Genomic DNA, 26187 nt, shown 5'->3' with positions numbered 1-26187 from the left:
CTCGACCATGACCTTCGGCATCAACAGCAGCGGTCTGTGGAATATCATCGCTAACGGTCAGTCTTACTCCAGCAGCGATAGCTCGACCTATGCCGGCATGCTGATATATAACCACTTAGACAAAAAAGTTGCTAAAAAAAGGCATTTTACCTTTTTAAAGGAAACTCATATTTAAAAAATATTAATTAGTCTTTTTTAACCAGTACCTCTGTTATCTGGTTGAGTTGTTTTACTTTTTCTGAGAAATCACCTTTGATCTTGTCGCGGATCAGCTGGAGTTTATCTAAAATTTCATTCAACGACCCCGGTAATGCTTCCTGCAATACCTCTTTGAGTCTTTTGGCAATGGTGGGAGATTTGCCGTTGGTGGAGATGGCTATCTTGAGGTTGCCTTTCTGAACTACTGAACCCAGGTAAAAGTCACACAGTTCCGGGGTATCAGCTACATTCACTAATACTTTACTACATTTTGCCTTTTCCCATACATAATAATTGAACTCATGATCGCTGGTAGCCGCTATGGCCAGGTCTTTCCCAAACATATCGCCACAGGAAAATTCCTTTTGCACCAGGGTCACATTCGGTGCCTTTCTGACCAGTGTTTCCAGCTCCGGCAGAAACCAGGTGGCTACTACAGTCACATTAGCGTCCGGACAATTATCAAGAAGGGCGCTTACTTTTTCAAGTCCGATGCTGCCACCGCCTACCACTAATATCTGGAGACGATGCAGCTTGAAGAATACGGGAAACAAATGATTCTCTTCCATACGAACCGCTTTAATATAAAATTTACACAGCTATTCTCAATTCTGCTGCTATTCTATCCTGCACTGCTATGAACGTTTCATGGAAGCGTACTACCTCCCCCACTATTATAATGGCCGGGTTTTTCAGCTCCTCCCGACGAGCAATGTTTGCCAGATCGGAAACGATGCCGATTCCTACCTTCTGTGTGGGCAATGTACCATTCTGAATGATAGCGGCAGGTACATTTCCTTTGCCCTGCGCCACATAGGCTGCGGATATTTCCTCTAATTTACTCATTCCCATCAGAATTACCACGGTTGTATCCGCCTGAATGGCATGCACCAGGTCGCGTGACAAATCACCATCCTGCGTGGTACCAGCTACTACCCAGAAGCCTTCGCTCACATTGCGGGCGGTAACCGGGATACTGTTGAAACCAGGTACGGAAATAGCACTGGTCACCCCAGGCACTACTTCTGTATCGATATTAAACTGACGGGCAAAGGTCAACTCCTCCTGCCCACGGCCGAATACAAATGAATCGCCGCCTTTGAGTCTTACCACACTGCCATAAGTAAGGGCATACTTCACGATCATGCGATTGATCTCATCCTGTGAGTACACGTGCATACCCGCTCTCTTGCCTACGAAACGTTTCAGGCAGTTGCAAGGTGCATGTTCCAGCAGTTCATTGTTTGACAATGCATCGTAGAGGATGACCCTTGCATTCTGTATGGCCTTCAGACCTTTTACAGTAATCAGCTCAGGATCTCCGGGGCCGGCGCCCACCAGGGTTAATTTTGGAGTAATCTGCTGCATAGTGTACTAATTTAAAATCTGATCGTTGCCGCACAACCGATATATCAACAGGTCCCTTTTGAAACAGGGACCTGTTGGTATCCTTACTCAGCAGCTATGGCTCCGGCTTCCTGTTGTCTCAGTGCCTGTGCCTGCTGATAAAAGTCAGTTGCCTGCTGATAATATGCTTTCGCAAATGCTTCAGAGGGCTCGTTCTTGTTGATCTGTAATACCAGGTCATTGAAACTGCCGTCAATCGTCCATTTGCCTGTTTGTACGAAATGTTTGTCGAAGTCGTTAATCACTCCTGTCTGTGTGTTACAAGCTACCCCTTCGCCCAGCAACAGCGCTTTGGCTGTCTGTACGAAAGTGGAATAAGAATGGTAAATGCTGTCGGCATACTGGTTTGCATCCAGTGCTACTTTACCCCATTCCAGTTTCTCTTCACCTTCAAAGAGCAGGGTTTGTACCAGGTCAATTACTACGCTTGCACACTCACCCACGCCGATGGCTGTAGCAAACTTGTCGCCCTGTCCCCAGTCGATGAAGTCTTCATCGATCAGTGAAGCCAGGTCTGTCAAAGGTTTCAGCAGGTCGTAGAAATAACGTTCGCCCTGACGATCGTAATAGTCATTGAACTTTTCGTTTTCCTGTGCATTCTCTGCATAGTTCTGAAGCAGGGTACGCAGTACTTCGGGGCCACGCTTACTGGGCACCTTGATCACCTTGTCTGCTACACGGCCTATGCCATCGCCTACGATACCGCCACCCAGCAATACCTGGAGGGCAGGGAGTACTTTACCACCACTCTTCATAGAGCTACCATGGAAACCAATGCTCGCAATACCATGCTGGCCACAGCTATTCATACAACCACTGATCTTGATCTTGATATCTTTATTATATACCAGCGCCGGGAATTCTTCCTGGATTACCAGTTCCAGCGCGGTAGAAATACCGGTGCTGCTGGAGATCGCCAGGTTACAGGTATCAGTACCGGGGCAGGCAGTAATATCTGCGATGCTGTTGAAACCTGGTTCTGCAAAACCTGCAGCTTCCAGTGCACTGAATACATATGGTAAGTGTGCCGGCTGAATATATTTGAGCAATAAACCCTGGTTCGCTGTTACACGTACATCATTCGCTATCACCGGGCGCAGGGCTTCTATCAGCTGGCGGGAGATCACTGAACTGATGTTGCCCAATGGCACGCGTACATAAGCAGCGTAATATTCAGACTGCTTTTGCACGAAAGTGTTGGTCGCTTTCCAGGCTTCATATTTCTGAGGATCTTTGATGGTGTATGCAGGTACGACTGCATTGGCAGGAGCCAGTTCGGCCTCAGGCCATGCTGCTGCATCCACTTCATAGATCTTGGATTTGATCGCTGTAAATTCTTCCTGTACCAGGCGGGTAAATTCTTCAAAACCAATCTTGGCAATGAGGAACTTCATACGTGCCTTATGACGGCTGGCTCTTTCTCCATGACGGTCAAATACACGCAATACCGCCTCTATATATGGAATCAGCTTGTCTGCTTCCAGGAATTCATAGGCTACCTGTGCAAGGATAGGTTGTGCACCAAGGCCACCACCTACCAGTACTTTAAATCCGCGCACTTCTTTACCGTCTACGATACGCACTTTAGGAATTGCACCCATATCGTGCATAAAAGCCCAGGCGGTGTCTTTGTCACTGCTGGAAAAAGACATTTTGAATTTACGCCCCATATCCTGACAGATAGGATTGCGCAGGAAGTAGCGGAAAGCTGCATCTGCATATGGCGTTACATCAAATGGTTCATCCGGATCTACCCCCGCTATATCAGAGGCCGTGATATTTCTTACCGTGTTGCCACAGGCTTCGCGAATGGTGATATCATCAGCATCCAGTTTAGCCCACAGCTCAGGGGTTTTTTCAAGACTTACAAAGTGGATCTGAACATCCTGGCGGGTAGTCAGGTGCAGGTTCCCGGTAGAGTACTCGTCGGACACATCTGAAATTCTCTTCCATTGTTCCAGTGTCATTTTACCATAAGGCAATTTGATACGAATCATCTGTACACCAGCCTGACGTTGTCCGTAAATGCCCCTTGCCAGACGCAGACTACGGAACTTTTCTTCCGGAATCTGTCCTTCGCGGAACAGGCGGATCTTTTTATCCAGTTCTATTATATCCTTCTCTACGACGGGATTTTCTAGTTCTGTTCTAAACCCTTGCATATAATGAATTTTCTTGGTGGTAAATTATAGTGTGAATATTTCCTTATTAGCTTCCCTAATTTCCTATCATTTTAGTAGACTAATACAAAGTTATACATCCACAGCAGAAAACCAAAAGAATTTTGCATAAAATAAAGTTATGGGTCATAATGAAAAGTTATAATGAGGGGTGTCTGGTCCAGAGAAATTAGAAAAGAAAACACTCCCTGTATTATCTTTGCGCCGGCAATCTGACAAAAATAAGATATGATCGATACGGTAATATTTGACATGGACGGGTTATTAATAGACTCAGAGCCACTATGGGGACAGGCAATGCGAGAGGTATTTGCAAGTGTCGGGGTGGAATTATCTATGGAACTTGCCAGCCACACGACGGGGCTGCGTACGGCGGAGGTAGTTGATTACTGGCATAACTACTTCAAATGGAAGGGAAAATCGACGGAGCAGGTGACGAACGAGATTATTGATTCGGTAACTGAAAAGATTATCAATAAAGGCAAGCCCATGAAAGGGCTGGAATATATCCTGGACTTTTTTGAAAAGCGGAAATTCAAGATGGGGCTGGCATCGTCTTCTCCCTTGCGGCTGATTGACGCGGCTACCACACATTTTGGCATCAAAGATCGTTTCCAGGCGATCTCTTCGGCTGAGTTTGAATCGCATGGTAAACCGCACCCGGCTGTATACCTGGCCTGTGCTAAGGCATTGGGAAGTAATGCATTGGATTGTATTGCATTTGAAGATTCTGTGACGGGTATGACAGCGGCAAAGGCAGCAAGAATGAAGGTGGTAGCGGTGCCTGAGGGGCATAACAGGCATAATAAGCGGTATGCGCTGGCAGATGTGCAGCTGAACAGTTTGAAGGATTTTAATGATGATATTTTAGGGAAGTTATAAAAGCCCGGGGCACTTTATTCATAGGTTAAAAAAAAGAGGCTGTTTCCTTCGAAACAGCCTCCTATTATTTCAACAACCTAAAAAATGATTATTCACCATCTTTCTTGTCGCCTTCGTCTTTCTTCAGCTTCTCACGCAGTTCAGCCAGTGCACCCAGATCACCTAAAGTAGCTTTTTCTACTTTGCTCTGGATATTTTTCACAGCCTTACGGGTTTTGTCAGCATCAGCTCTCTTTTCTTTAGCGACAGCTTCTTTCTCTTCATTCTTAGCTTGTTCCCAAACTCTGGTGTGAGATACCAGGATACGTTTTTCGCTACGATCGAATTCAATGATCATGAATTCTTTCACATCTTCAACGCTGATTGGTTTCTCATCTTCAGTGCGCAGGTGACGGGCAGGAGCGTAAGCTTCCAGGCCGTATTGCAGCTGAACGGTAGCACCTTTCTCATCTTTCTTCACTACAGTACCTTCGTGTACGGAACCGATCGGGAAGATAGTTTCGAAAGTATTCCAAGGATCTTCTTCGATCTGTTTGTGGCCAAGGCTCAGTTTACGGTTTTCTTTATCGATACCCAGTATAACTACCTCGATCTCGCTACCTACCTTAGTGTACTCACTTGGGTGGTTGAAGCGTTTGATCCATGACAGGTCGGAGATGTGGATCATACCACCGATACCAGTTTCCAGTTCTACGAACACGCCATAAGGAGTGATGTTCTTCACGATACCTTTATGACGGCTGTCCAGTGGGAATTTAGTTTCGATAGTAGCCCAAGGATCTTCGGTCAGTTGCTTGATAGACAGGGACATTTTGCGTTCTTCCTTGCTCAGGGTAACTACTACTGCTTCGTATTCTTCGCCTAATTTGAAGAATTCCTTAGCGTTGATTGGAGTAGAAGCCCATGAGATTTCAGATACGTGTACCAGACCTTCTACGCCAGGCAGAATTTCCAGGAATGCACCGTAGTCTTCGATGTTCACTACTTTACCTTTCACGCGCGCACCTTCAGTGATGTGAGCTGGTAAGGTATCCCAAGGATGGGGAGTGAGTTGTTTGTAACCGAGGCTGATACGTTTTTTCTCGTCGTCGAAGTCCAGTACAACCACATTGATCTTCTGATCCATCTGGAGTACTTCGCTTGGGTGAGAGATACGGCCCCAGCTGATGTCGGTGATGTACAGCAGACCATCCAGACCACCCAGGTCGATGAATGCGCCGAAATCGGTGATATTTTTGATGGTACCTTCCAGCACCTGGCCTTTTTCCAGTTTGCTGATGATATCCACTCTCTGCTGCTCGATATCGCTTTCGATAAGTGCTTTGTGAGAAACAACTGCGTTTCTGATGGCTTCGTTAACCTTAACCACTTTGAACTCCATTGTTTTGCTAACAAACTGATCGTAATCGGTAACTGGTTTCACATCGATCTGTGAACCTGGCAGGAAGGTTTCCATACCATATACGTCTACGATCAAGCCGCCTTTGGTTTTGCTGGTAACAGTACCAGTAACAACTTCGCCGGTTTTGTACACTTCCACGATTTTTTCCCATGCACGTTGCTGGCGAGCTTGTTTACGGCTCAGGTGCAGGTTACCATCGCGGTCTTCTTTTTCTACTACTAATACTTCTACGTCATCACCTACTTTCAGACCCGGAATATCACGGAATTCGTTCAGAGAGATCAGACCGTCAGATTTGAAGCCAATGTTGATCACAGCATCGGTTTTGGTTAAACCAACCACGGTACCGGTGAGCAGACCATTTTCTTCGATCACCTTGAAGGTGTTTTCGTAAGTCTCGTCGTACTTAGCTTTTTCTTCTTTGCTGTAAGAAGATACGTTACGTTTGTCTACGCTCCAGTCAAAATCGTCGTGAGCGGTAGCTACAACAGGTGCATTTTTTGTCGCTGTTGCTGCTGCGGCCTGAGCTGCAGGAGCCTGTTGTTCAGCGTTTTGTTCGTTAGTAATGTTGTTTTCTGCCAAAATTAGAATTCCACCTATGGTTTTTCCCGGAATTTTCACACTCCGAGGTTTAAGTGGACGGCAAAGATACTACATCTTACACAAAAAAAGCGTTAAAATTCAATTCTTAGCACGTTAATCCTGATTTTGGTGGCAGGCTCCCTCCGGAAACTATGTCAGTACGCGCTTCCATCCTTATAGACTGCTGATTCCGGCACAATTTTTTAGGCTAAAATTTGTAGTTTACGAATGCGGATTTTGTACTAATTTTCATGTATGAACGGAACTTCTTTCAGATCAGATATACGCTATTGGCTTAGACAGGGAAACACGATTAACCACTTACTTTTCTGGAACATTGTTGTTTTCCTTGTACTGAATATACCCCGGTTGATTGCAAACTTTTCGCCTGCTGCTGCCGGAGTCTACAATACGATATATGACGAGGCATCTTTACACTCTTTCCTCCCGGTGTTCATTACCAAACCATGGGGATTAGTCACCTATATGTTCTCACATGTTGAAATATTTCATATATTCTTCAACATGCTGAACCTGTACTACTTTGGCAACTTATTCCGCTCTTTCCTGGGCAATCACCGGGTACTCCCCCTCTACCTGCTGGGTGGCCTGATCGGAGGTCTCGCTTACCTGCTGGTATTTAATATTGTTAAGACAACTGACTATACCCTGATAGGCGCCTCCGCCTCTGTCATGGCTTTACTGATCGCCTGTGCTACCAAGATACCGAACTATGAAGTAGGCCTCCTCTTCCTCGGCTCCATCCGCCTGAAATGGCTGGCAATCGCCGTACTGATACTGGACATACTCTCTATCGGACAAGGGAATATGGGCGGCATTGTGGCTCACCTGGGTGGTGCCCTCATCGGGTTCCTTTATATCAAACTGCTGGATAACGGGACAGACCTTTGCCAGCCACTCATCTGGATGTTTAACCGCCGGGTAAGGGTAGAAGCCATGCAAAGCCGCACCCGTCGCTCCTTCAAGCCTAAAAAATCGCCCCTCAAAGTGGTAAAAAATTACCCTGAGGAAAACAAACAGCTCAGACTCGACCAGCTCCTTGACAAAATTAACGACAAGGGCCTGGAAAGCCTGAGCCCTGAAGAAAAAGCCTGGCTGAATAAAATGAGCCAAGAATAAAAGGGAAGCTACCCGCACATAAACACATTTTGGCCGCTCCATATCAAAATGTGTAACTTTGTCGACAACATGAAAACGTTCAATGTACCTATCATCTACCGGAGTCCGCTCATTACGGCTATTAAAAACAGCCGTAAGAAACAGGATCGCATGAAAAAAGACTTCACGCCTACTGTTCTTGACTTTGGTCCTTTAAAGATTTTACTGGCCCGCCACTTTGGCTTTTGCTATGGTGTGGAAAATGCCATCGAGATAGCATTCAAAACTGTGGAAGAAAATCCCGGCAAACGGATTTTCCTGCTCAGTGAGATGATCCATAACCCGCATGTCAACAACGACCTGCTGGCCAAAGGAGTACAGTTCATCATGGATACCGCCGGCCGTCAGCTGGTGCCATGGGAAACGCTCACCCCCGAAGATATTGTTATCATTCCAGCCTTCGGTACTACCCTGGAAATAGAAGCGAAACTGCGTTCCCTGGGTATTGCACCTTTACAGTACAATACCACCTGCCCATTTGTGGAAAGGGTGTGGAACAAGGCAGAGCAGATTGGCCAGCAATCTTATACCGTGATTGTACATGGTAAACCGGGGCACGAAGAAACCCGGGCCACCTTCTCTCACAGCCGGAGCAATACCCCGACTGTAGTGGTAAAAGATATGGTGGAAGCCCAGGTTCTGGCTGCGTTCATTACCGGCGAACGACCTGCCACTGAATTTTATCAGCGATTCAAAGGGCAATATTCAGAAGGATTTGATGTGGTAAAGGACCTGCAGCGCGTAGGCGTAGTGAACCAAACCACTATGCTGGCCACTGAAACCCAGGGAATTGCTGATTATATTAAGAACGTCATCATGGACAGGTACGCCCTGACCCCTGAAAATGTTGGAGAACGCTTTGCCGATACCCGGGATACCCTGTGCTATGCTACCAACGATAACCAGAGTGCCGTGACCGGGTTACTGGAAGAACAGGCAGACCTGGCGATTGTAGTAGGCGGCTATAACAGCTCAAACACCTCTCACCTGGTAGAACTGTGCGAGGAAAAACTACCTACCTACTTCATAGCTGCTGACGATCAGATGATTTCGAAGAATAAAATCAGGCACTATGATTTCCATCATAAACAGGAATTAAACAGTAATGTATTTTTGCCTGAGAAAGATGTGGTGACAGTGATGATGACGAGTGGGGCAAGCTGTCCCGATGCCCTGGTCGAAGCGGTAATAAGGAGGTTGTTATCGTTTTACGGCCTGGAGCAGCAAATAGAACAGGTCATTGAAAATTACAAATAGTAAAAAAGACACCAGGGTGGTGTCTTTTTTCTTTGGGGCTAATCAATGCTAGTAATGCAGAGAAAAAAAGTTTTATATCGTAATTAGTTTAAACCTGAATCAAAAATAATCTCTTCCGCTCCTGCTGACAAATCACATTTATTATCCGGTATCCTATTCCGGGTAAGTGGCGTAAAACGCATTAAATCTGGTTCAGAATTGCATCGCTTTTTTTAGAAAATCAGCTTTTCGCCTTCTCGAAACTTCCACCTGCGTGCCGTCACTCATCAATGCAAAGCCGCCTTCACCCTGTATATACGATTGCATCTGTTGCAAATTTATCAGGTGAGAATTATGCACCCTGAAGAAGTCTACATCCGTCAGTAATTCTTCAAACTCCTTCAATGGTCTCGACACCATCAGGTTCTTTTTGTCTGTAAAAAAGATCCGGGTATAGTTGCCGGTCGACTCACATCGCACTATGTTTTGTACCGGCATAAAAACCAATCCGTTAATAGTGGGCAGGGCGATTTTCTTATGCGTCTGGTGCAAAGTTTTCATGTTTTGCAGGAACACATCCAGCGGAGAATTGCCGGATTCAGGTTGCTGCATGCCTTTCCGGCTTATGCATTTCTGTACCGCATCCTGCAGTTCTTTCACACTGAATGGTTTGAGCAGGTAATCGAGTGCATTGAACTTGATTGCCTTCAGGGCATACTGCTCGTAAGCGGTGGTGAATATGATGTCGAAATTGATTTTATCGAAGAGTTTCAATAGTTCAAACCCGTTCTGGTGGGGCATTTCCACATCCAGGAATACCACATCGGGTTGCACTTCGTCAATCAGTTCTTTCGCTGCTTTTACACTATTGACACCTCCCAGCACTGTTACCTCCGGACACTTTTTCGCCAGCATTGTTTGCAGGGCATCAATACAATGCTGTTCATCGTCTACGATAATCGCTTTAATTTCGCTCATGCTTTAAAAATCCAGGGTTTAAAATATAAATTCTACAGGCAACACAAGTGTGACCATTGTTCCTGTTGCCTTGCCATCGTTGTCCTCAAGGTCTGTAATGCTTACTGTGGCTTCTTTGGTATTGTTGATTTTTCGGATCAGGTCTATCCTGCCCTCTGTTACTTTCATGCCCATGCTACGGTGTGTCTGTCCCTTCTTTTCTTTGATTTCCATCGCTTTTTTACGCCCTATCCCATTGTCGGTAACCTGGCATGTGAGGGTCCGGTCGCTCAGGGATACTGCAATTTCCAGTAAGCCTTTCCCGGATTTATGTACCAGGCCATGCCAGATAGCATTTTCTACATAGGGCTGAATGATCATAGGTGGAATCATCACTTCTTCTTCATTAATGTCGTCTGCCACCGTGATTTTGTACTCAAAGATATTATTACAGCGCAATTGTTCAAGGTCCAGGTATAAACGGAGCGATTCCAGTTCCTTGTTGAGAGAAATGAAGGTATACTGGGTGTTGTCCAGGATCATCCGCATCAATCTTGAGAACTTAGTCAGGTAGTCAGAAGCTTCCTCCTGGTTATTGCTCCAGATGAAACGGTGAATGGAACTGAGTGAGTTAAAGATAAAATGAGGGTTCATCTGGGCACGCAGGGAACGCAGTTCCAGTTGCAAGGTCTGTTTCTTTGTTTCCAGGTTACGGTGCCGGATGTAAAAGAACCCGCCCACGGCCAGCATGACCAGGAAGCCACTGATAGACAACATATATACAACATTGCGCCGGGTACGAAGTTCATTCAGTTGCTTATCATGTTCCAGCATTTTGATCTGGTTATCCTTGCGGTCTACCTCATAGATGGCCTGCATCTGGGCTAGTTCCAGGGCGGCTTTTTCATCCAGGATGCTGTCTTTGTATATAAGAGACGTATCAGCACTTTCAAGGGAGCGGCGGAAATCGCCACTGGCTTTATAATCTGCTGCCAGGGCCTTGTAGGCTTCCTGCAACAGGTAGTTGAAGCGCCAGTGCTGGCTCAGGTTGATGGATTTCTGGAAGTATTTGCGGGCATCGTCATGTTTGCCCATCAGGCTGAAACACTTACCGATGTTCAGGTAGCTCTCGGCAATGTGCACTTTATCGTCTACCCCTACTTCCACTTCCAGGGCTTTGTTCAGCGATTCGAGGGCCTGCGTATAGTCTTTCTTTTCCTTGTAGGCATCACCCAGTGCATTGTAGCAAATAGCTTTGCCCATGGCATTGTCCAGTTGCATGTTCACAGCCAGCGACTTTTTGTAATAGTCAATGGCCAGGTCCAGTTTGCCGAGGGCCTGGTAAGCGTATCCCAGGTTGCCCAGGTTAATGGCTACTCCCAGGTTGTTTTTGTTTTCCCGTTCCAGCACGAGGGCTTTGTTGAAATGACTGATGGCATCCTGGTATTTTTCGGTGGAGAGGTTGATATTACCAATACTATTAATTGCAACACAAATGTTACGTACATCGTTCACTTTTTCAGCCAGTTGAAGTGCTTTGAAGTGATACTCGAATGCCTTCTGGGGTTTGTCCATACGGCGGTAATCCACGCCGGTATTGTTGCGGGCTATGGCGCGCAGGTGGTCGTCTTTGGTTTCATCGGCATATTTGATAGCCTTCTCGTGGTAATCCGCGGCGAGGATATATTCGGAGATATTCCTTTTTGCGGTACCAATTTCATTGTAGACGTGAAACAACGCCCTTGCAATTTTCAGGTGTTGGGCAAGGGTGACAGCTTCCTGGAAAAAGGGGTTTTCGGTTTTGCGTTTGTCAAAAAAGCGACTGAAGGTTTTCCCTTTGTCTAACAGCCAATTGATCTTAGTGGTATCTCCGCGGAGGTTCCGGGCAGAATCAAGTGTGCTGTAAATGAGGGAAGAATCCTGTGCAAATGAAATGTCCGCTTTAATCCCCAGGATCAAAAAGAGTAATACGTAAGGTATTTTTTTCGACATGCGACAGCCAGGGTAATAGGCACAAGTTAATTACAAAAAGCGAAAGGGCGAAAGAATTCGCCCCTTCTTCCTATTAACCGAATACACCTACTGAAAACATGGGACCTGGCAGGCAAAGCTGCCCGTCCCACATTAAGTTTTTACTAATACCGGTGCACAAAAATGCCCGGGTGTATTAATATATATAGTATTGAGTGTTCTATACGGCTAATAGTAACAGGTCCCTGGATATAGTTATAGAAAGATCGTCCAAAAGACCTTTTACGACTTCTCTTGACCATGTATGGAAAATATCGTTCGACGGCATATGTTTAAATAACCGGGTACAACATTATAACAACAATAAAATGCAGGAAATTCTAAAGGATGTGGAAAAACTATTGAAGGATTAACCGGAATTACTCACCGGAATGGAACAAATTTAACAAAGGTTTCTCTAATATTAAAATAAATTCAGGAAGAATATTCTATTTGGCAGTAAGACCTCTCTGGCAGCAGGTATCAGGGGAATTACCTGCTGTCAGGGTGCATGGTACTCATTACTTTCTGCTTAGGACTTTACCATTACGGCGTCGTCTACCCATTGCAATACCAGTTTCAGTTGTTCATCGGGTGTTAACTGACTGTTATCCAATATAATAGCGTCTTCGGCTTTGCGGAGTGGGCTGATTTCGCGGTTGGTATCGATGTAATCGCGTAGCTCCAGGTTTTCTTTTACTTCGTGGATGGTAATGCCCTTGTTTTTAGCATAGAGCTCCCTGAACCGGCGTTCTACCCGAACGGCTGCTTCTGCCGTCATAAAGATTTTGAGTTCTGCATGGGGGAACACGGTGGTGCCGATGTCGCGGCCATCCATAACGATGCCCTTTTGCCTACCCATTGCCTGCTGCTGTGCGACCGCGAACTCCCTTACAGCACCCACGGCGGCTACTTCACTTACTTTTTCGGCTACCAGCATTTCGCGGATCAGCTGTTCTACATTTTCGCCGTTCAGGTTCATTTCGGAGAAACCGGTGAGCGGGTTGTAAACGAATTCCAGCTGGATGTTGGCTAATGCCTGGGAAACCTCTTCAGGGTTGTTCCAGTCTATACGGTTCTGAATAAAATACAGGGTGATAGCACGATACATGGCGCCGCTGTCGATGTATACATAATCCAGCTCCGCAGCTAACTGTTTGGCTAGCGTACTCTTCCCGCAGGAAGAATATCCATCTAAGGTGATGATAATCTTTTTCAAAACTGTAAGAATTAAACAGTGCAAAGGTAAAACAAAAAACGCTTCTGCCGGGGCAGAAGCGTTTTTTTGTGATGTATCCGGGTTGGATTAGTTGATAATTGCAAAGTTGAAAGGGGTATTGTTTGAAATGGTCCTGGTACCACCACTAAAATTGTATATGACTACATTAATGGTATTGGTGGTGCAATACACCTGTGCGATCATTACAGCGGCATTACCTCCCAAAAGCGCCTGCGCATTCACCGTTACTGATGAAGAAGCACTTACACCTGTATAAGTAAATGAAAGCGTAGTAGTCGCTCCGTTGGCGATATTGGTATTGCCGGATGTATTGATAGTAGTTTTGATAATATTTGTCAATGCAGTACCTGCACTACCTACTTTTACGGTACCATTCATGGTGGTATTGCCGGTCACTGCCAGTGTAGAACTCAGTGTGGTTGCTCCAGTTACCCCCAGTGTAGAACTCAGGGTGGTTGCTCCTGTTACCCCCAGTGTAGAACTTAAGGTAGCTGCACCGGTTACTCTTTCTGTTCCATTCACATCCAGGTTATAAGCAGGCGAAGCTGTACCAATACCTAATCTATCGTTTGTTTCATCCCATACAAAGCTGGTACTATCTGATGCTGCTTCGGCAGATGCGTCGTAGGTACGCTTACCATAAACGATTGCACCCACACCGATTTTATTATTACCATTCGTCAGGATAGCCTTGTACCATCCATTACCGGCATTCGTTGTCAGCGGTGCGGTGATTCCACCCCACTCTTTAATCGCCATGGTATTTTTATCGAAGTACAGCTGGGTCGTATAACTGGTACCGTTAAATGCCATCACGCTCCACGCATAAGCGTTAGTATACAGCGGACCGTTAGTTGCAACATTACTCACCGGGCTTTGCCAGATTTTCATTACAGTCGTAGAACCGTCTGCTGTGGCATAAGACAGGTCATTGGTAGTCGCCTTTGCATAAGTGGCACCACCATCATTATCTGTATTTGGTTCCCAGATAGACGTGGTACTGTTATACTTTAATACCTGGCCGCTGGTTGGGGTGGCAGCTGATACCTTGACTCCCTGTACTTTACTTGCATTCCATACTGCCAGCGCGCTATCTGCATACAATGTACCGGCAGTGGTCAGCTTGATGGTATTATCCAAAGTCACTTCCTGTGCAGCACCTGAGCCTGTTGAATACCTGCCCAGTAATTTCTGGGTTGTTACATTCTGAATATCGGTGATGCCCAAAGCCCTGAAAGTTGGTGCTGCAGCCGCTCCGGTTGAAGGCCCTGCAAATACGGTATTCGCAGTTTGTGTATTGAATGATGCCGTCAATGTACCATTAGCAGTTAATGGTGAGTTGGTAACGGTGAATATAGAAGGCATGGATAAACCTACTGAAGTCAGACCGGAAGAAGACGCACTCGGTGTAGCCCATGAAAGACTTGTACCATTGGATGTCAGTACCTGGCCTGCTGTACCTACAGTCGTCAACCCTGTACCACCCTGCGTTACAGGTACTGTACCTGTAATCTGGGAGAATGGTAAAGTCGGGATATCTGCCGCTACTAATGATCGGAAAGTGGGTGCACCTGCAGATCCGTTTGGCGCCGCAAAGATTGTATTCGCTGTTTGCGAAGTCAATGTAGCAGCAATGGTTCCATTCGCTGTCAGCGGGGAACCCGTTACTGAAAACAGCGATGGTAAAGTGAGTCCTACAGATGTCAAACCATTATCAGTAGCTGGTGACCAGTTGGTACCATCATATTTTAATACCTGGTTGGTAGCCGGTGCACCGGGTGCTACCCTGATACCTTGCAGCTTGCTGGCATTCCATACCGCCAGTGCGCTATCTGCATACAGGCTACCGCCAGCTGTAAATTTCAATGTATTGTCCAGGGAGATTTCCTGTGCCACACCTGCTGTAGCCGCATACCTACCTAATAATTTAGCAGCGCTTACATCCTGGATTTTTGCATAGGTTACCGCACTGTTTGCAATGGTGTTTGCTCCACTTGCACCAGTTACATCACCTGCCAGTGTAACTGAAGGCGTTGTATATGATAAGCCTGTACCATTGGAAGTCAGCACCTGCCCGGCTGTACCTACAGTCGTCAGCCCTGTACCACCCTGCGCTACAGGCACTGTACCCGTAATCTGGGAGAATGGTAAAGAAGGAATATCAGCAGCTACCAATGTACGGAACGAAGGTGTACCTGCAGCTCCGTTTGGTGCACCAAGGAATGTATTCGCTGCCTGTGAAGACAATGAACCAGTCAGCGTACCATTGGCTGTGAGCGGAGAATTGGAGAATGAATATAATGGTAATGATACACCTACTGAAGTCAGGCCCGCATTATCATCGGCAGCCGGGGTCCAGTTTGTACCATCATATTTTAATACCTGGCCGGTAACCGGTGTTGTCAGGGATACTTTTGTACCCTGAATCCTGCTGGCATTATAAACGGCCAGTGTGGTATCTACGTACAGATAACCGCCGGTAATCATTTTCAAAGTTCTGTCCATCGCTACTTCCTCACCAGTACCTGTACCATTGGAGAACCGGCCCACCAGGCGCTGTGTACCCAATGTCATATCAGCAGGCACCAATGAGCGGAAAGTGGGTGTACCTGCACTACCATTAGGAGCTGCAAATACCGTATTCGCCGTCTGGCTGCCCATACCAACTGTAAATGTGCCATTAGCCGTCAAAGTAGCCGGAGACACTGTCAGGAAAGAAGGCACTACCAACCCAATGGAAGAAATAGACCCACTGTTATCATCGGCAGCCGGTGCCCAGGTTGTACCATTCCATTTCAGTACCTGGCCACTGGTCGCTCCCGCCTGTGCAATCTTGGTACCTGTTACCGCACCTGCTGCAATGGTTGGGTTCGGATAGGTACCTGTGAGATCGCCACCAGCCGAACCGATGGGAGGCAATCCAGTCAGTTGTTTCTTCAGCAGTTTGCCACCATCAATCAGGAGCACGCTATCTTTTGTATTATCTATATTGATACCTGTCAGGAACACATCCTGATTGGCCGTCAATGTATTTGTAAATGTCTTGGCTCCTGCCAGCGTCTGTGCATTGGTATTCACAAAACCACTATTGGTGGCAGTGGCATCCGGTATATTTAAAGTATGAGCGCCTGCTGCTGATGTAAAGCCAAATGCACCAGCTGTATTGGTGGTAGCGAGTGACTGTACAGCGATCGTTTGTCCATTCAGACTGGTGATCGCATAACCTTCAGGCAGCAATGGGCGCCAGTGCCCGTTGCTACGGATACAGAGGCTATTGTTCAGGGTGAGGTAAATGATCATACCATCTGGCGCAGTGGCGATTGCACCAGCAGTAGTATCGGTAATTCTGGGCAATAATAAACCCTGGGTTTTGCTTTCGAGTTCCAGCAGTGCTGATTTTTGCTGCGAACTGGGATTATCACCCAGTTTTAACTGTTGCGCAAACATCAGCGTGGACCCAAACAGGAACACTGGCAATAGTTGAACGGCTCGGACAAGGAATTTAGTCTTCATATAAAATTACCCGGTTTAAACAAAAACCTATAAATATGACTAAGAAAGCAGGCAGGGTTGTGCTCCCCCGCTTGCTTTCTTCACCATTTTAATTATATGTCTTTATTTAGTTTCAATTCATTTTCAGTTGTCTTATCAATGATCAATCACTATTACTTTGCAGGTATACACTTCTTTCATTGTATCTTTTTGCTTTATCACGAGGAAGTAAGTACCAGCTGGTAAGTTGTGTACTTCCACATCTCCGGCACCTGTAATCTCCTGTCTACGCATCACCTGACCCCATACGTCGTACAATTGCATTATCAACGTGGTCTTGATACCTCTTACGTTGATCTTGAAATCGCCCCAGTTCGGGTTCGGGTAAACGGTAACAGCCACCAGCGGTCCTACCTCTCTCACATCGGAGTAAACGTATTTGCCGGTTTTTGATACTGCCTTGATGCGGTAATAACTCCAGCCATCGTAGGCATTGGTGTCCTGATAATAGTAACTCAATTTTGTTGTGCTGTTTCCGTCAGGTGCTTTCGTTGCTACAGTACCTACCTTAGTAAAAGTTTCTTCATTATCCAGTCTGCGCTCTACTTCGAATACATACATTTTTGTCTCCATGCTCGTGATCCACACCAGGTCAACCAGCGAGATGCTTACACGGTAAGCGTTGAAGTCAATTATCGTAGCAGGTGAATAGTTGATGTAGTTTACCTTTTTGGCAAAGTAAGCATTCAGGCCAATGCCGCCGAATCCGCGGGAGTGCATGGTTGCTGACGATGCCATGGTCTGGGAGGTAAGCGTACCGGCGGTCATGTTGTCATTCACACTATAACGGTGTTCCCACTCACTATCCCGGAATAAAGAGATATAACTCGCATTCCTGTTTAAATTATATTCCCCGCCCTCATCACTATCCATATGCTGCAGGGTTACAGCTGTTTTACCAGTACCACCTATCTCCTGACCTATATTCCATGTTTTGTAAACAACGGTATCATACATAGTGACACCAGAGCTTGCATATTGATAAACACTGTCAAATACACGTGCGTGAAAATCTTCTGCATTTCCTTCATACTGCACTGCTGCAGGTGAATAATTGCTGGCAGTACTACCAATCGGGAATACTACCACACCTGTACTGCTGGACAGTTTGGAACGATACACGAATCCACCGCTGGAAGTATTCCCTGTTACCACAAAACGCTTGTCTGAATAACCAGTGATAGATCCTGCAGAGGTATCGCCTACCATGAGGTTTTGCCCGTTCAGATATACCAACCCGTTAGACAGGCTGAGGGTATTCCTGATCTTCAGGTCATTGAGGTTATAAAAGATCACACCATCCGGGTTATTGATATCTACGTTTGGAAAACTTGCTCCAATCTTTGCTGCTACGTTAAATCCTCCGGAAATAGTTTGCTGTCCGCCACTACCTGCAAAACGGAAAAAGCCCCCGGTGCCTTTGAGGCCGGAGGTGCTTTCGTCTTTCAGGGTCGCGTTAAAGCCATTCGTCCATACCTTTCCATAGAAGTAAAGGTTAGCATTTGGGCTCGATCCTAATGACCCCTCATTCGTTATGTTGCCAAATACCCCGACGTTACCAAAATTCCATACCTGCGCACCGGTAGAGATGTAAGTCTCCTGCCCATAGCCTATATGGAACGTAACGCATAAAAGTATTATGGAGAATAAGAACTTCATTATCAACTTTTGTTTGTTAGTAGCCTTGGTTTGAACCCTTATACAACACTACCCAGTAAGAACCTGTACTTTGTATGGCGGCTGAAATGCGTTCGTCCAGTGTCATTGCTGTATTATTGCCCAAACTGCCAATAGACTCACTGCTGCTTGGTTTTACATATAACTTACCGGAACCGGAGCTGGTGATCGTATTGGAAAATACATATACCCTGCCCGGGCAGGTAGCTGCTGATGGCAGATTGGCCGTTACCGCAGCGGTATTACCACTATTGGAACTTGACCTTGCTACCAGGTAATAAGTGTCATCCAGGGTCACCGTAACAGCTGAAGATGGGTTATCATAACTGGCCACGGCTGTAGCAAAGGAACCATTCACATGCATAGAGCTGGTAGGTGTGGTTGTTTTGATACCCACATGGCTACTGGCGTCTACACGCATTACTTCGGTACTATTCGTCTTTACTACCAGCGCTTTACTGTCAGTAGTACCGATGAAGTTAGTACCTGGTGTGGTGCCACTGTTACCAGTTGTATTCCAGGTACCGCTGCCACCGGGGGTACCGGAAACTGTGGTAGGTGTCCAATTGGTACCATCATATACAAGGTACTGACCAGAGGTAGGCGCAGTAGTGGCTACTGCTGTACTTTGCAATTGACTGGCATTCCAGACAGCGCTTGTATTATTGGCTTTAATAGATCCGCTGGCAATACTGAGGGAAGTTGCATCATAACCCAATGTTGCAATGTCGCCGCTGGTGCTGTTACGACCTAATATATTATCAGGAGTACCGGAGCTACCTGTCACGCGCATCGTTCCTCTTACATCCAGGGTTTGTGCAGGTGTTATTCCATTCATATTGATACCTACTTTCTTTGACTGCATGCGCATCATCTCTGTAAAAGATGAATCGGCATAGTAGTAACTTCTGAACAGAATAGGCTCGTCTCCATCATCGCCAACGATGAATTCAAAACCACCATTATTACTGGTACCTGTAGACCCCATTTCGAAGAAGTCAGTACCTGCTGCAGATCCTTTGAGGCGGAAGTTGCCATCGCTGGTGGTCCAGAACTTAGGTTTATAAAACTGTACGGTAGATGGCACATCAAATTGCAATGCTGATTTCAGCAAAGTCACACTTTCATTGCCATCTGTATAATCAGGATAACTCTGTACCAGTCCTAAGGTAGCACGGCGGCCAAACTCGAGGAAAGAGGTATTGTTGGATTTGATCACCATCTTCACATCGTCAGTAGTACCGAGGAATTGTGTAGCTGAATTCACACCTGTATTACCGGTGATCAACCAGTTATTGGCAGCGGCATTTGAAGTGACTACTACATCCCCATTGGCATTCACAGCAAGTGTATTGGCCAGTGGATTTTGTAAGGTAGCAGCTCCCAGACCTGTCAGTCTTAAACCTGATAAACCGCTGGCGGCGGTAGTGCCACCTACTTCCAAAGTATTTGCAGGGGTACCGCTGATGCCCACGCCCAGTTTACTGCCAATGGAACCATTGCCACTGATAGCGAAACTGGCAGTCTGCGTGCCTGTGGAAATATTTTGAATATAGTTACCAGATCCTGCAGGAATATCGGCCGCTACCAATGAGCGGAAAGAAGGTGTACCAGCTGTTCCATCCGGCGCAGCAAACACTGTGTTGGCTGCCTGTGAGGAGAGAGCACCTGACAGTGTGCCGGTAGATGTAACAGGGCTACCACTTACTGAGAATATTGAAGCAGGTAATGACAGCGCCACGGAAGTAACAGAACCATTACTACCTGTTGCTTTGGGCAACCAGCTATTAGAAGCCGCATCCCATGTCAATACATTCTGGTCAGCAGGCGCGGTAGTGGCAATATTGCGGCCCTGTAACTGGGCCGCATTCCACAAATTAGAAGTATTCAGAGCCGAAATAACACCTGCACCGGATAAACTGATTCCCGTACCGGCACTGAACGCCGCTCTTGCTCTCGCGTCAGTATAATAAAGATTGACTGATTCTGAAATATCGTTGGTGGTTAAGCTAACAGCTGGACCAGTTTGTCCATTTACGGATGAAATAGCGTTGGTTTCGTCTACGAGTTTCTGCCATGTTCCATTCTTACGGATGTATAATAATTTATCAGGAACATAATATATAAGCATACCATCAGGGGCAGTATTCAGTGGAGCGATGGTATAGTCTGTAATTCTTGGAAGTAGTAATCCTTGTTTGTCACTGTTCAGGTCCAGCAGGGCTGACTTCTCAATTGTAGTCGGGTTTTTCCCCAACTTCAATTGCTGCGCACCTGCATATGCCGATGAAAGCATAAGCAGTGACAATAGCACTAGCCGGTTTGAGAATGTTGTCATAGGTATTAATTGGTTTCACGGATACAGGCACACAAAAAGGAATAAACAGGAGCAATATCTACGTACTGCTCCTGTTATAAAATCTTATCCCTTATTTCTTGATGATATACCAGTTATTACCATCAGTTTGTACGGTAATGAAAGTCCAGTCGTTGTAAATCACGTAGCTGGTACCACCTTCGATGTTGTTAGCACCTGGCATGATGGTTACAGCTTTGTCGATATCACCACCGGTTTTCTTGATGGTGTAGATACGACCTGTGATAGCAGCAGAAGGAGCAGGCAGTGTGATAGTGAAAGCACCAGCAGAAGCATCTGCCAGGATGGTGTTGTCACTGCCGGTTACAGTATAAGTACTGGTAACAGGTTTGATAGCCATTGACACAGAACCGTTTACCTGCAGGGTAGAGTTAGCTACAGTGTTCTGACCGATTGCTACGCTGTCAGTATAAGATTTGCTACCAGCGAAAGTTTGTCTGGCGGTAGAAACAACACCTCGTTGAGCAGCAGTGTGCGTAGCATCTACAGCGCTCGCATCAGGCAGGTTGAAGGTTACAGTCTTGGCAGTACCGTCAGCTACGATATTGAAGTCTGTACCCGCAGCAGCAGATGCAAATTCCACATCGCTACCTGCAGTAGAAGTAGCACCGGTTTTAATCAGTGTGATCGCGCTGGCGATTGCATCGAAGGAGAAGGATTTTACTTCTACATTTTTAGTAGTGGCATTTTGTACCAGTACATTCAGTGCATTGGACTCACTGTTTGCAGCAGCGGAGTTCAGTACCACTGTGTTATTCAGGGTAGAAGTACCTGTTACAGTCAGTGCACCGCCTACATTAGCGTTACCTGCAGTCAGGTTTAAGTTACCAGCAGTAACGTTTACATTACCGGTAGTTACATTTACATCCTTTCTCAGGGTAGCTACGTCAGCTACGTCCAGTGTGCTACCGAGGGTAGTGGCACCTGTTACACCCAAAGTGCTGTTCAGGGTAGTGGCACCATTTACGGTTACAGTACCTGTGAAGGTTTTTGCACCTGCAAAAGACTGTGCACCTGTAGTTACGATACCATTTCTGTCAGTAGATGCTTCGATCAGTGACAGTTCGTATTGTTTGGTAGTGGTGTTATAGTTGATCATGGCACCTTTGGTAGCATCAAAAGTAGTAGCTGCTGCGGTGATCAGGTTAGCTACTGTGAGGCTGTTACCAGCTGCCAGGTTGTTCAGGGTAGTCCAGTCAGCCAGGGTCATGAAACCGTAAGACTTAGTGGCAGTACCATCCATAATAGGCGCATTGATCGTTACCTGACCATCAGCAGCCTGTGTGGTATTTAATGTAAGAACAGATGCATCAACGTTTGTCAGCAGGTTTTTGAAAGCATAAGCTGGCAAAGATTTTTTCACGATTGTACCATCAGCCTGGATAATCAGTACATCCAGTGCAGCATCGACAGTAGTTGCGGTTACATTTTTCAGTTGCACCTGACCATCAGTCTGTACGCTGATTGCTTCAGTCGCATTTGCACGGATGGAGAGTTTCTGTGCATCAGAAGTTCCTACGTAGTTGGTAGTTGGATTCGTACCAGCATTACCAGTCAATCCCCAGTTTGCAGCTGCATCAGCGGCACTTGCAATTTTCACCCACGCACCGGCTTTACGCATATACACACCGTTATTAGCGGCTACAGTGCTGTTCAGGTATACGATCATACCGTCTACAGCATCAGTACCGATCGCTGCATCGATGGTGGTAAAGTCGCTCAGCCTTGGCAGTAACAGACCCTGTTTGGTGCTGTTCAGCTCCAGGATGGCAGACTTAGTAATCTGCGAAGGATTATCACCAATTTTCATCTGTGCGTTCGCCGCAGTAGCTGCCAGGGTGATACCACCAGCCAATAAAAGTTTGCGTGAAACGTTGTGTAAAACTGTTTTCATATTAGTATAAGGATAGATAGATTTTAAAATTTGATTTATTTATCCGTTTTCCTTGTTTATTTAATTAATGTATTTACCTGGCATAATAACTATTCTGTTGCACAGATTGGAACTTGCAAGGCTGGTTTTCAAGTAAAGAAAGTGGTTAAAAAGAGGCAAAATATATTATGTCCACTGTTTTGTTGGGATGTTCACGAACCTGAAATGCTCTGAAAAGGTTCTCCGATTCCTATGACGCAAATATCTAATATTAGTAATATTAGTTAAATGACATGAACGTATCATTTTAATTCTAAATGAATATCATATAAACAATTGATTATCATTAAAAAAAATGCGCATGCAAATACGAGCTGCGAAAATGGTACGGTAGATGCGGGCTGAAGGGGGAAAATTGGGGAAAACAGAAGGGGTTAAATAACACCTACGTGTTATACTCCTTTTATTTTTAGTTCATTTTAGCGATTTTTAATGCCTTTTTAAGGCAAAATAATATCAATATCCTATTTTGCATACCACTTTTGTAGAAATACTACTACAGGAAATTTCATAAAAAAAGCTGGTCCGGGTCAGGACCAGCTTTTTAGGGTAAAACGAATTAGTTTTTATACCTGTACAAGATCCAGTAATTAGTACCATCACTTTGCAGCTGCACGCTGGCCAGGTAGTCTGTGATGGTGATAGAGGTTCCACCATCGATCAACCCTGCGCCATCAATCACGATTTTAACAGGCGTTGAGTTATTGACTGTCTTCTTGATTGTAACGATACGGTTCGGGCAAAAACTGGGTTCATACATTTTGATAGTAGTAGTCGTTGCATCTACAATGAGGTAGGTCACCGCATCGCGGTCCATATAATCGGAAGCAATATTCCTGGATGTCCCCACGCGGGTAGCGAGTGCTCCATTAATTTTTACGCTGCCATCCCCATCTCCGTCTCCACCGAGAATAGTATGCGTACCGTACCCTGCGTTTACGTGCATTATGCCAGCCTGGTACCAGGTATAATCCGGAGGAAGGTATTCAGCGTCCAGGTGAAAACCATCACTTTCAGGATGCATACGTAAACGGTTATTAAAGTTTTCAGGATTTTCAACCATGGCACCTTTACCACTCACATAGAGATATCCGGGTGTGGATGTGTTATAATCATATACCTTCATGTTAGCCCTAAGACCCTGGGATTTGTATTCAGTACTGGTATCCACGCTCATTTCCATTCCGGCAGTGGCATCAGGGAGTTTGTTGTGACCTGTAATAACCATAGCATTGTTTGTAACATTGCCCGTGTCGGTTACATTCTGCAGGTCAGCTACGGTGTTGGTCGTACTGGAACCGCCTTTGGCTGTGAAGATTACATTGCCGTTGGCATCGGTCGTGAGTACAGAATCACCATTGGTATTTTTGTAAGCGGCGAGTCTTAAATTTTTAAGAATGTAGGCGCTGCCATTTACCTGAAATTTGTCGCCTGTATCGATGGTTAATGTATCCCACTGACCACCGCTACTTGGACGATCCGGACCCACGATTACATGTTGATTATAGGTACCAAGCAGCATTACATTTGACAGCGTTGTTCTCATATGACTGCCAAATATGCTGGTGTGGTTCACTGTATCTGTTGCATTGATATAGTTACCAAAGAATACATTGTCTGATCCGTTATTCAGATTGCCGGCAGTATAACCAATGGCAATATTATTGCTCCCGGTCGTCATAGACGGAAGCACGCTGAAACCTAAGCCGATATTTCCGATACCGGTTGTTAATTTCGACATCATACTATTACCTACTGCCACGTTATTAGTAGTAGCCAGGGGAAGCGTATTCACACCAATGGCCACACCTGTAGCGCCGCTATATGCTGCTTTAAACCCGATTGCAATACTGGCCTGCGTAGGTCCTGTCCATCCATAACCTGCCTGCGCGCCTATAGCAAGGTTTCCACTACCGGTAGTAAGGCCATACCCGGCATAAGCGCCAATACCCACATTACCCTGGCCACTGGTCAGGGCGGCTAACGCACTCGTACCTACTGCTGTGTTATTAACAGATGTAGGTTTAGCCATTGCACCATAACCAAATGCTGTATTCGCATCAGCAGCTGCACCCACGGTTACGCCACTTTTGCTACCCATAAACAGGCTGTTGCCGCCGGCTTTCAGCAATGTATCGCCATTACCCAGCATTATCAACGGAGATGCAACTGTTACAGGTTGTGTGAGTGTAAGGTTCTTTTGCGTTCCACCACCATTAATTCTATAGGCAGCTACCTGCTCACTATCTACCTGGTTCTTGATGTAGTTGCCACCGCCACCTACTATCTTACCCAGATCCAGGGTATCCTGGTCACCCAGGGAAATCTGTCCGTTGCCAAGGTCTATGAACCGAAGGCGACGGAATTCGGTACGGCCCCGGCCCCTGTTGTACAGGAACCCGGGAACTGTCTGGGTATGGTTTTCTAATATAAATTCTGCGGTATCGCAGTCATTGTAGATCCGTACACTATCTGCACGGATCTGATAAATATTCTGCCCATAGGACGTGAGGGCAAGGCCAAACAATGCGAGGGCCAGTACAAGGATTCTCATGGTATAAGGTTGTGTTTTTATGCTGTTATTATTTATTTGAAGGGTATCCATTTCTGTTTGCCAGGACTGAAGACCTGTTTTTGCATATTCTCCAGGTTAAAGAAAACAAATGCTTTATCCTGGTAAGAATAATAGCAATTATCTTTCTTATCCGCATCCACCAGCAACTTACTTACACGCTTTCCGGCCACATCTACCAGCAATCGCTGTGGATTACCATTTGCATCATTATCACTATTACCTGTCAGTATGAACTTTCTGTCAGGAGATACCAGGGTGTTATCCGGGAATCCTTTTTTGAAGATCACGACGGGTGGTGCTACGATATCTAATCGCATATCATAGAAGTTTCCCAGTACATCATCTTCCCCATCCTTAACAGGTACATAATTAAAGTAAATGAGGTGCTGATCTGACACGGCCACGGGCCAACCTTTCACGTTCAGTTTTTTTACAGTGGTGCCTGTTTTGCAAAGCATGTAACCTTTACTTTCCTTGTCGGTGAAACAGATGGTTCCATCTTTACCCACCACTGCATTGCCAAGTCCTTTCCTGTAGAATACATCTGTTTTCCCGGATGCGTACCTGGTGATGATGGAATCTTTTTTCTGAAAACAGGTGAAGCTATCCGTTACAAAGAGCGCCTGGTAGCCTTCCGGATAAGAAGCATACTCCTGCCAGTCGCCATCCTTTAACAGGTAAAGTTTCCTTTCAGCATCAAAATCATTAACAGGTTGCTGATTGATATAACCAATTACCCCGTAATAGTTAACACTGGCCGGTTGGCTGGCAAACAGGGTGAATATGAAGGACAAAAAGCT

At 45.8% G+C, this 26187-nt stretch carries 16 protein-coding genes; 3 read left to right on the top strand and 13 right to left on the bottom strand.

Annotated features, from left to right (window positions below):
* Positions 1-185: 185 nt before the first annotated feature.
* The 3 genes from ABDW16_RS14675 to ABDW16_RS14665 form a co-directional block, all read right to left on the bottom strand.
* Positions 186-767, bottom strand: a complete 582-nt coding sequence (locus tag ABDW16_RS14675) for a bifunctional precorrin-2 dehydrogenase/sirohydrochlorin ferrochelatase (RefSeq protein WP_343670673.1) — start codon at positions 765-767, stop codon at positions 186-188.
* A 22-nt stretch (positions 768-789) separates the two neighbouring features.
* Complete coding sequence (gene cobA, locus ABDW16_RS14670; protein ID WP_343670672.1) at positions 790-1566, bottom strand: uroporphyrinogen-III C-methyltransferase; 777 nt, start codon at positions 1564-1566, stop codon at positions 790-792.
* A gap of 83 nt (positions 1567-1649) precedes the next feature.
* The gene (locus tag ABDW16_RS14665; RefSeq protein ID WP_343670671.1) at positions 1650-3767 is read right to left on the bottom strand and encodes a nitrite reductase; all 2118 of its coding nucleotides are present in this window, start codon (positions 3765-3767) and stop codon (positions 1650-1652) included.
* A 246-nt stretch (positions 3768-4013) separates the two neighbouring features.
* On the opposite strand from ABDW16_RS14665, the gene hxpB reads away from it, so the two are divergent.
* Positions 4014-4667 (top strand): hexitol phosphatase HxpB, encoded by a 654-nt coding sequence (hxpB, locus tag ABDW16_RS14660; RefSeq protein WP_343670669.1) that lies wholly within the window; start codon positions 4014-4016, stop codon positions 4665-4667.
* Between the two features lie 88 nt (positions 4668-4755).
* Here the strand turns inward: hxpB and rpsA are convergent, their stop codons facing one another.
* Positions 4756-6651, bottom strand: coding sequence for a 30S ribosomal protein S1 (rpsA, locus tag ABDW16_RS14655; RefSeq protein ID WP_343670668.1), 1896 nt, complete (start codon positions 6649-6651; stop codon positions 4756-4758).
* 255 nt (positions 6652-6906) lie between these two features.
* On the opposite strand from rpsA, the gene ABDW16_RS14650 reads away from it, so the two are divergent.
* Positions 6907-7791, top strand: a complete 885-nt coding sequence (locus ABDW16_RS14650; protein ID WP_343670667.1) for a rhomboid family intramembrane serine protease — start codon at positions 6907-6909, stop codon at positions 7789-7791.
* Positions 7792-7860: 69 nt separating this feature from the next.
* Positions 7861-9087, top strand: a complete 1227-nt coding sequence (locus ABDW16_RS14645; protein ID WP_343670666.1) for a 4-hydroxy-3-methylbut-2-enyl diphosphate reductase — start codon at positions 7861-7863, stop codon at positions 9085-9087.
* Between the two features lie 192 nt (positions 9088-9279).
* On the opposite strand, the gene ABDW16_RS14640 is transcribed toward ABDW16_RS14645, so the two are convergent.
* The 9 genes from ABDW16_RS14640 to ABDW16_RS14600 form a co-directional block, all read right to left on the bottom strand.
* A complete protein-coding gene (locus ABDW16_RS14640; protein ID WP_343670665.1) occupies positions 9280-10044 on the bottom strand; it encodes a LytTR family DNA-binding domain-containing protein in 765 nt (254 codons plus the stop codon).
* 18 nt (positions 10045-10062) lie between these two features.
* Complete coding sequence (locus ABDW16_RS14635) at positions 10063-12015, bottom strand: tetratricopeptide repeat protein (RefSeq protein WP_343670664.1); 1953 nt, start codon at positions 12013-12015, stop codon at positions 10063-10065.
* Between the two features lie 550 nt (positions 12016-12565).
* Positions 12566-13252, bottom strand: a complete 687-nt coding sequence (gene cmk / locus ABDW16_RS14630; protein WP_343670663.1) for a (d)CMP kinase — start codon at positions 13250-13252, stop codon at positions 12566-12568.
* Between the two features lie 87 nt (positions 13253-13339).
* Complete coding sequence (locus ABDW16_RS14625; RefSeq protein ID WP_343670662.1) at positions 13340-16786, bottom strand: hypothetical protein; 3447 nt, start codon at positions 16784-16786, stop codon at positions 13340-13342.
* Positions 16787-16921: 135 nt separating this feature from the next.
* Positions 16922-18484, bottom strand: coding sequence for a T9SS type A sorting domain-containing protein (locus tag ABDW16_RS14620; protein WP_343670661.1), 1563 nt, complete (start codon positions 18482-18484; stop codon positions 16922-16924).
* A 16-nt stretch (positions 18485-18500) separates the two neighbouring features.
* The gene (locus tag ABDW16_RS14615; protein ID WP_343670660.1) at positions 18501-20840 is read right to left on the bottom strand and encodes a hypothetical protein; all 2340 of its coding nucleotides are present in this window, start codon (positions 20838-20840) and stop codon (positions 18501-18503) included.
* A 91-nt stretch (positions 20841-20931) separates the two neighbouring features.
* Complete coding sequence (locus ABDW16_RS14610; RefSeq protein ID WP_343670659.1) at positions 20932-22773, bottom strand: hypothetical protein; 1842 nt, start codon at positions 22771-22773, stop codon at positions 20932-20934.
* 598 nt (positions 22774-23371) lie between these two features.
* Complete coding sequence (locus ABDW16_RS14605) at positions 23372-25366, bottom strand: hypothetical protein (RefSeq protein WP_343670658.1); 1995 nt, start codon at positions 25364-25366, stop codon at positions 23372-23374.
* A 32-nt stretch (positions 25367-25398) separates the two neighbouring features.
* The gene (locus ABDW16_RS14600) at positions 25399-26181 is read right to left on the bottom strand and encodes a hypothetical protein (RefSeq protein ID WP_343670657.1); all 783 of its coding nucleotides are present in this window, start codon (positions 26179-26181) and stop codon (positions 25399-25401) included.
* Between the last annotated feature and the right edge of the window lie 6 nt (positions 26182-26187).

Origin of the sequence: Chitinophaga sp. (assembly GCF_039596135.1) — a bacterium.
Classification (GTDB): Bacteria; Bacteroidota; Bacteroidia; order Chitinophagales; family Chitinophagaceae; genus Chitinophaga.
The sequence above is the reverse complement of the archived record's forward strand: the minus strand, read 5'-3'. Positions and strand labels throughout refer to the sequence as shown.

Bases quoted from the DNA above. Each gene is read 5' to 3' on its own strand.
- ABDW16_RS14675 (WP_343670673.1), bottom strand. From the start codon at position 767: ATGGAAGAGAATCATTTGTTTCCCGTATTCTTCAAGCTGCATCGTCTC.
- cobA (WP_343670672.1), bottom strand. From the start codon at position 1,566: ATGCAGCAGATTACTCCAAAATTAACCCTGGTGGGCGCCGGCCCCGGA.
- ABDW16_RS14665 (WP_343670671.1), bottom strand. From the start codon at position 3,767: ATGCAAGGGTTTAGAACAGAACTAGAAAATCCCGTCGTAGAGAAGGAT.
- hxpB (WP_343670669.1), top strand. From the start codon at position 4,014: ATGATCGATACGGTAATATTTGACATGGACGGGTTATTAATAGACTCA.
- ABDW16_RS14650 (WP_343670667.1), top strand. From the start codon at position 6,907: ATGAACGGAACTTCTTTCAGATCAGATATACGCTATTGGCTTAGACAG.
- ABDW16_RS14645 (WP_343670666.1), top strand. From the start codon at position 7,861: ATGAAAACGTTCAATGTACCTATCATCTACCGGAGTCCGCTCATTACG.
- ABDW16_RS14640 (WP_343670665.1), bottom strand. From the start codon at position 10,044: ATGAGCGAAATTAAAGCGATTATCGTAGACGATGAACAGCATTGTATT.
- ABDW16_RS14635 (WP_343670664.1), bottom strand. From the start codon at position 12,015: ATGTCGAAAAAAATACCTTACGTATTACTCTTTTTGATCCTGGGGATT.
- ABDW16_RS14625 (WP_343670662.1), bottom strand. From the start codon at position 16,786: ATGAAGACTAAATTCCTTGTCCGAGCCGTTCAACTATTGCCAGTGTTC.
- ABDW16_RS14620 (WP_343670661.1), bottom strand. From the start codon at position 18,484: ATGAAGTTCTTATTCTCCATAATACTTTTATGCGTTACGTTCCATATA.
- ABDW16_RS14615 (WP_343670660.1), bottom strand. From the start codon at position 20,840: ATGACAACATTCTCAAACCGGCTAGTGCTATTGTCACTGCTTATGCTT.
- ABDW16_RS14610 (WP_343670659.1), bottom strand. From the start codon at position 22,773: ATGAAAACAGTTTTACACAACGTTTCACGCAAACTTTTATTGGCTGGT.
- ABDW16_RS14605 (WP_343670658.1), bottom strand. From the start codon at position 25,366: ATGAGAATCCTTGTACTGGCCCTCGCATTGTTTGGCCTTGCCCTCACG.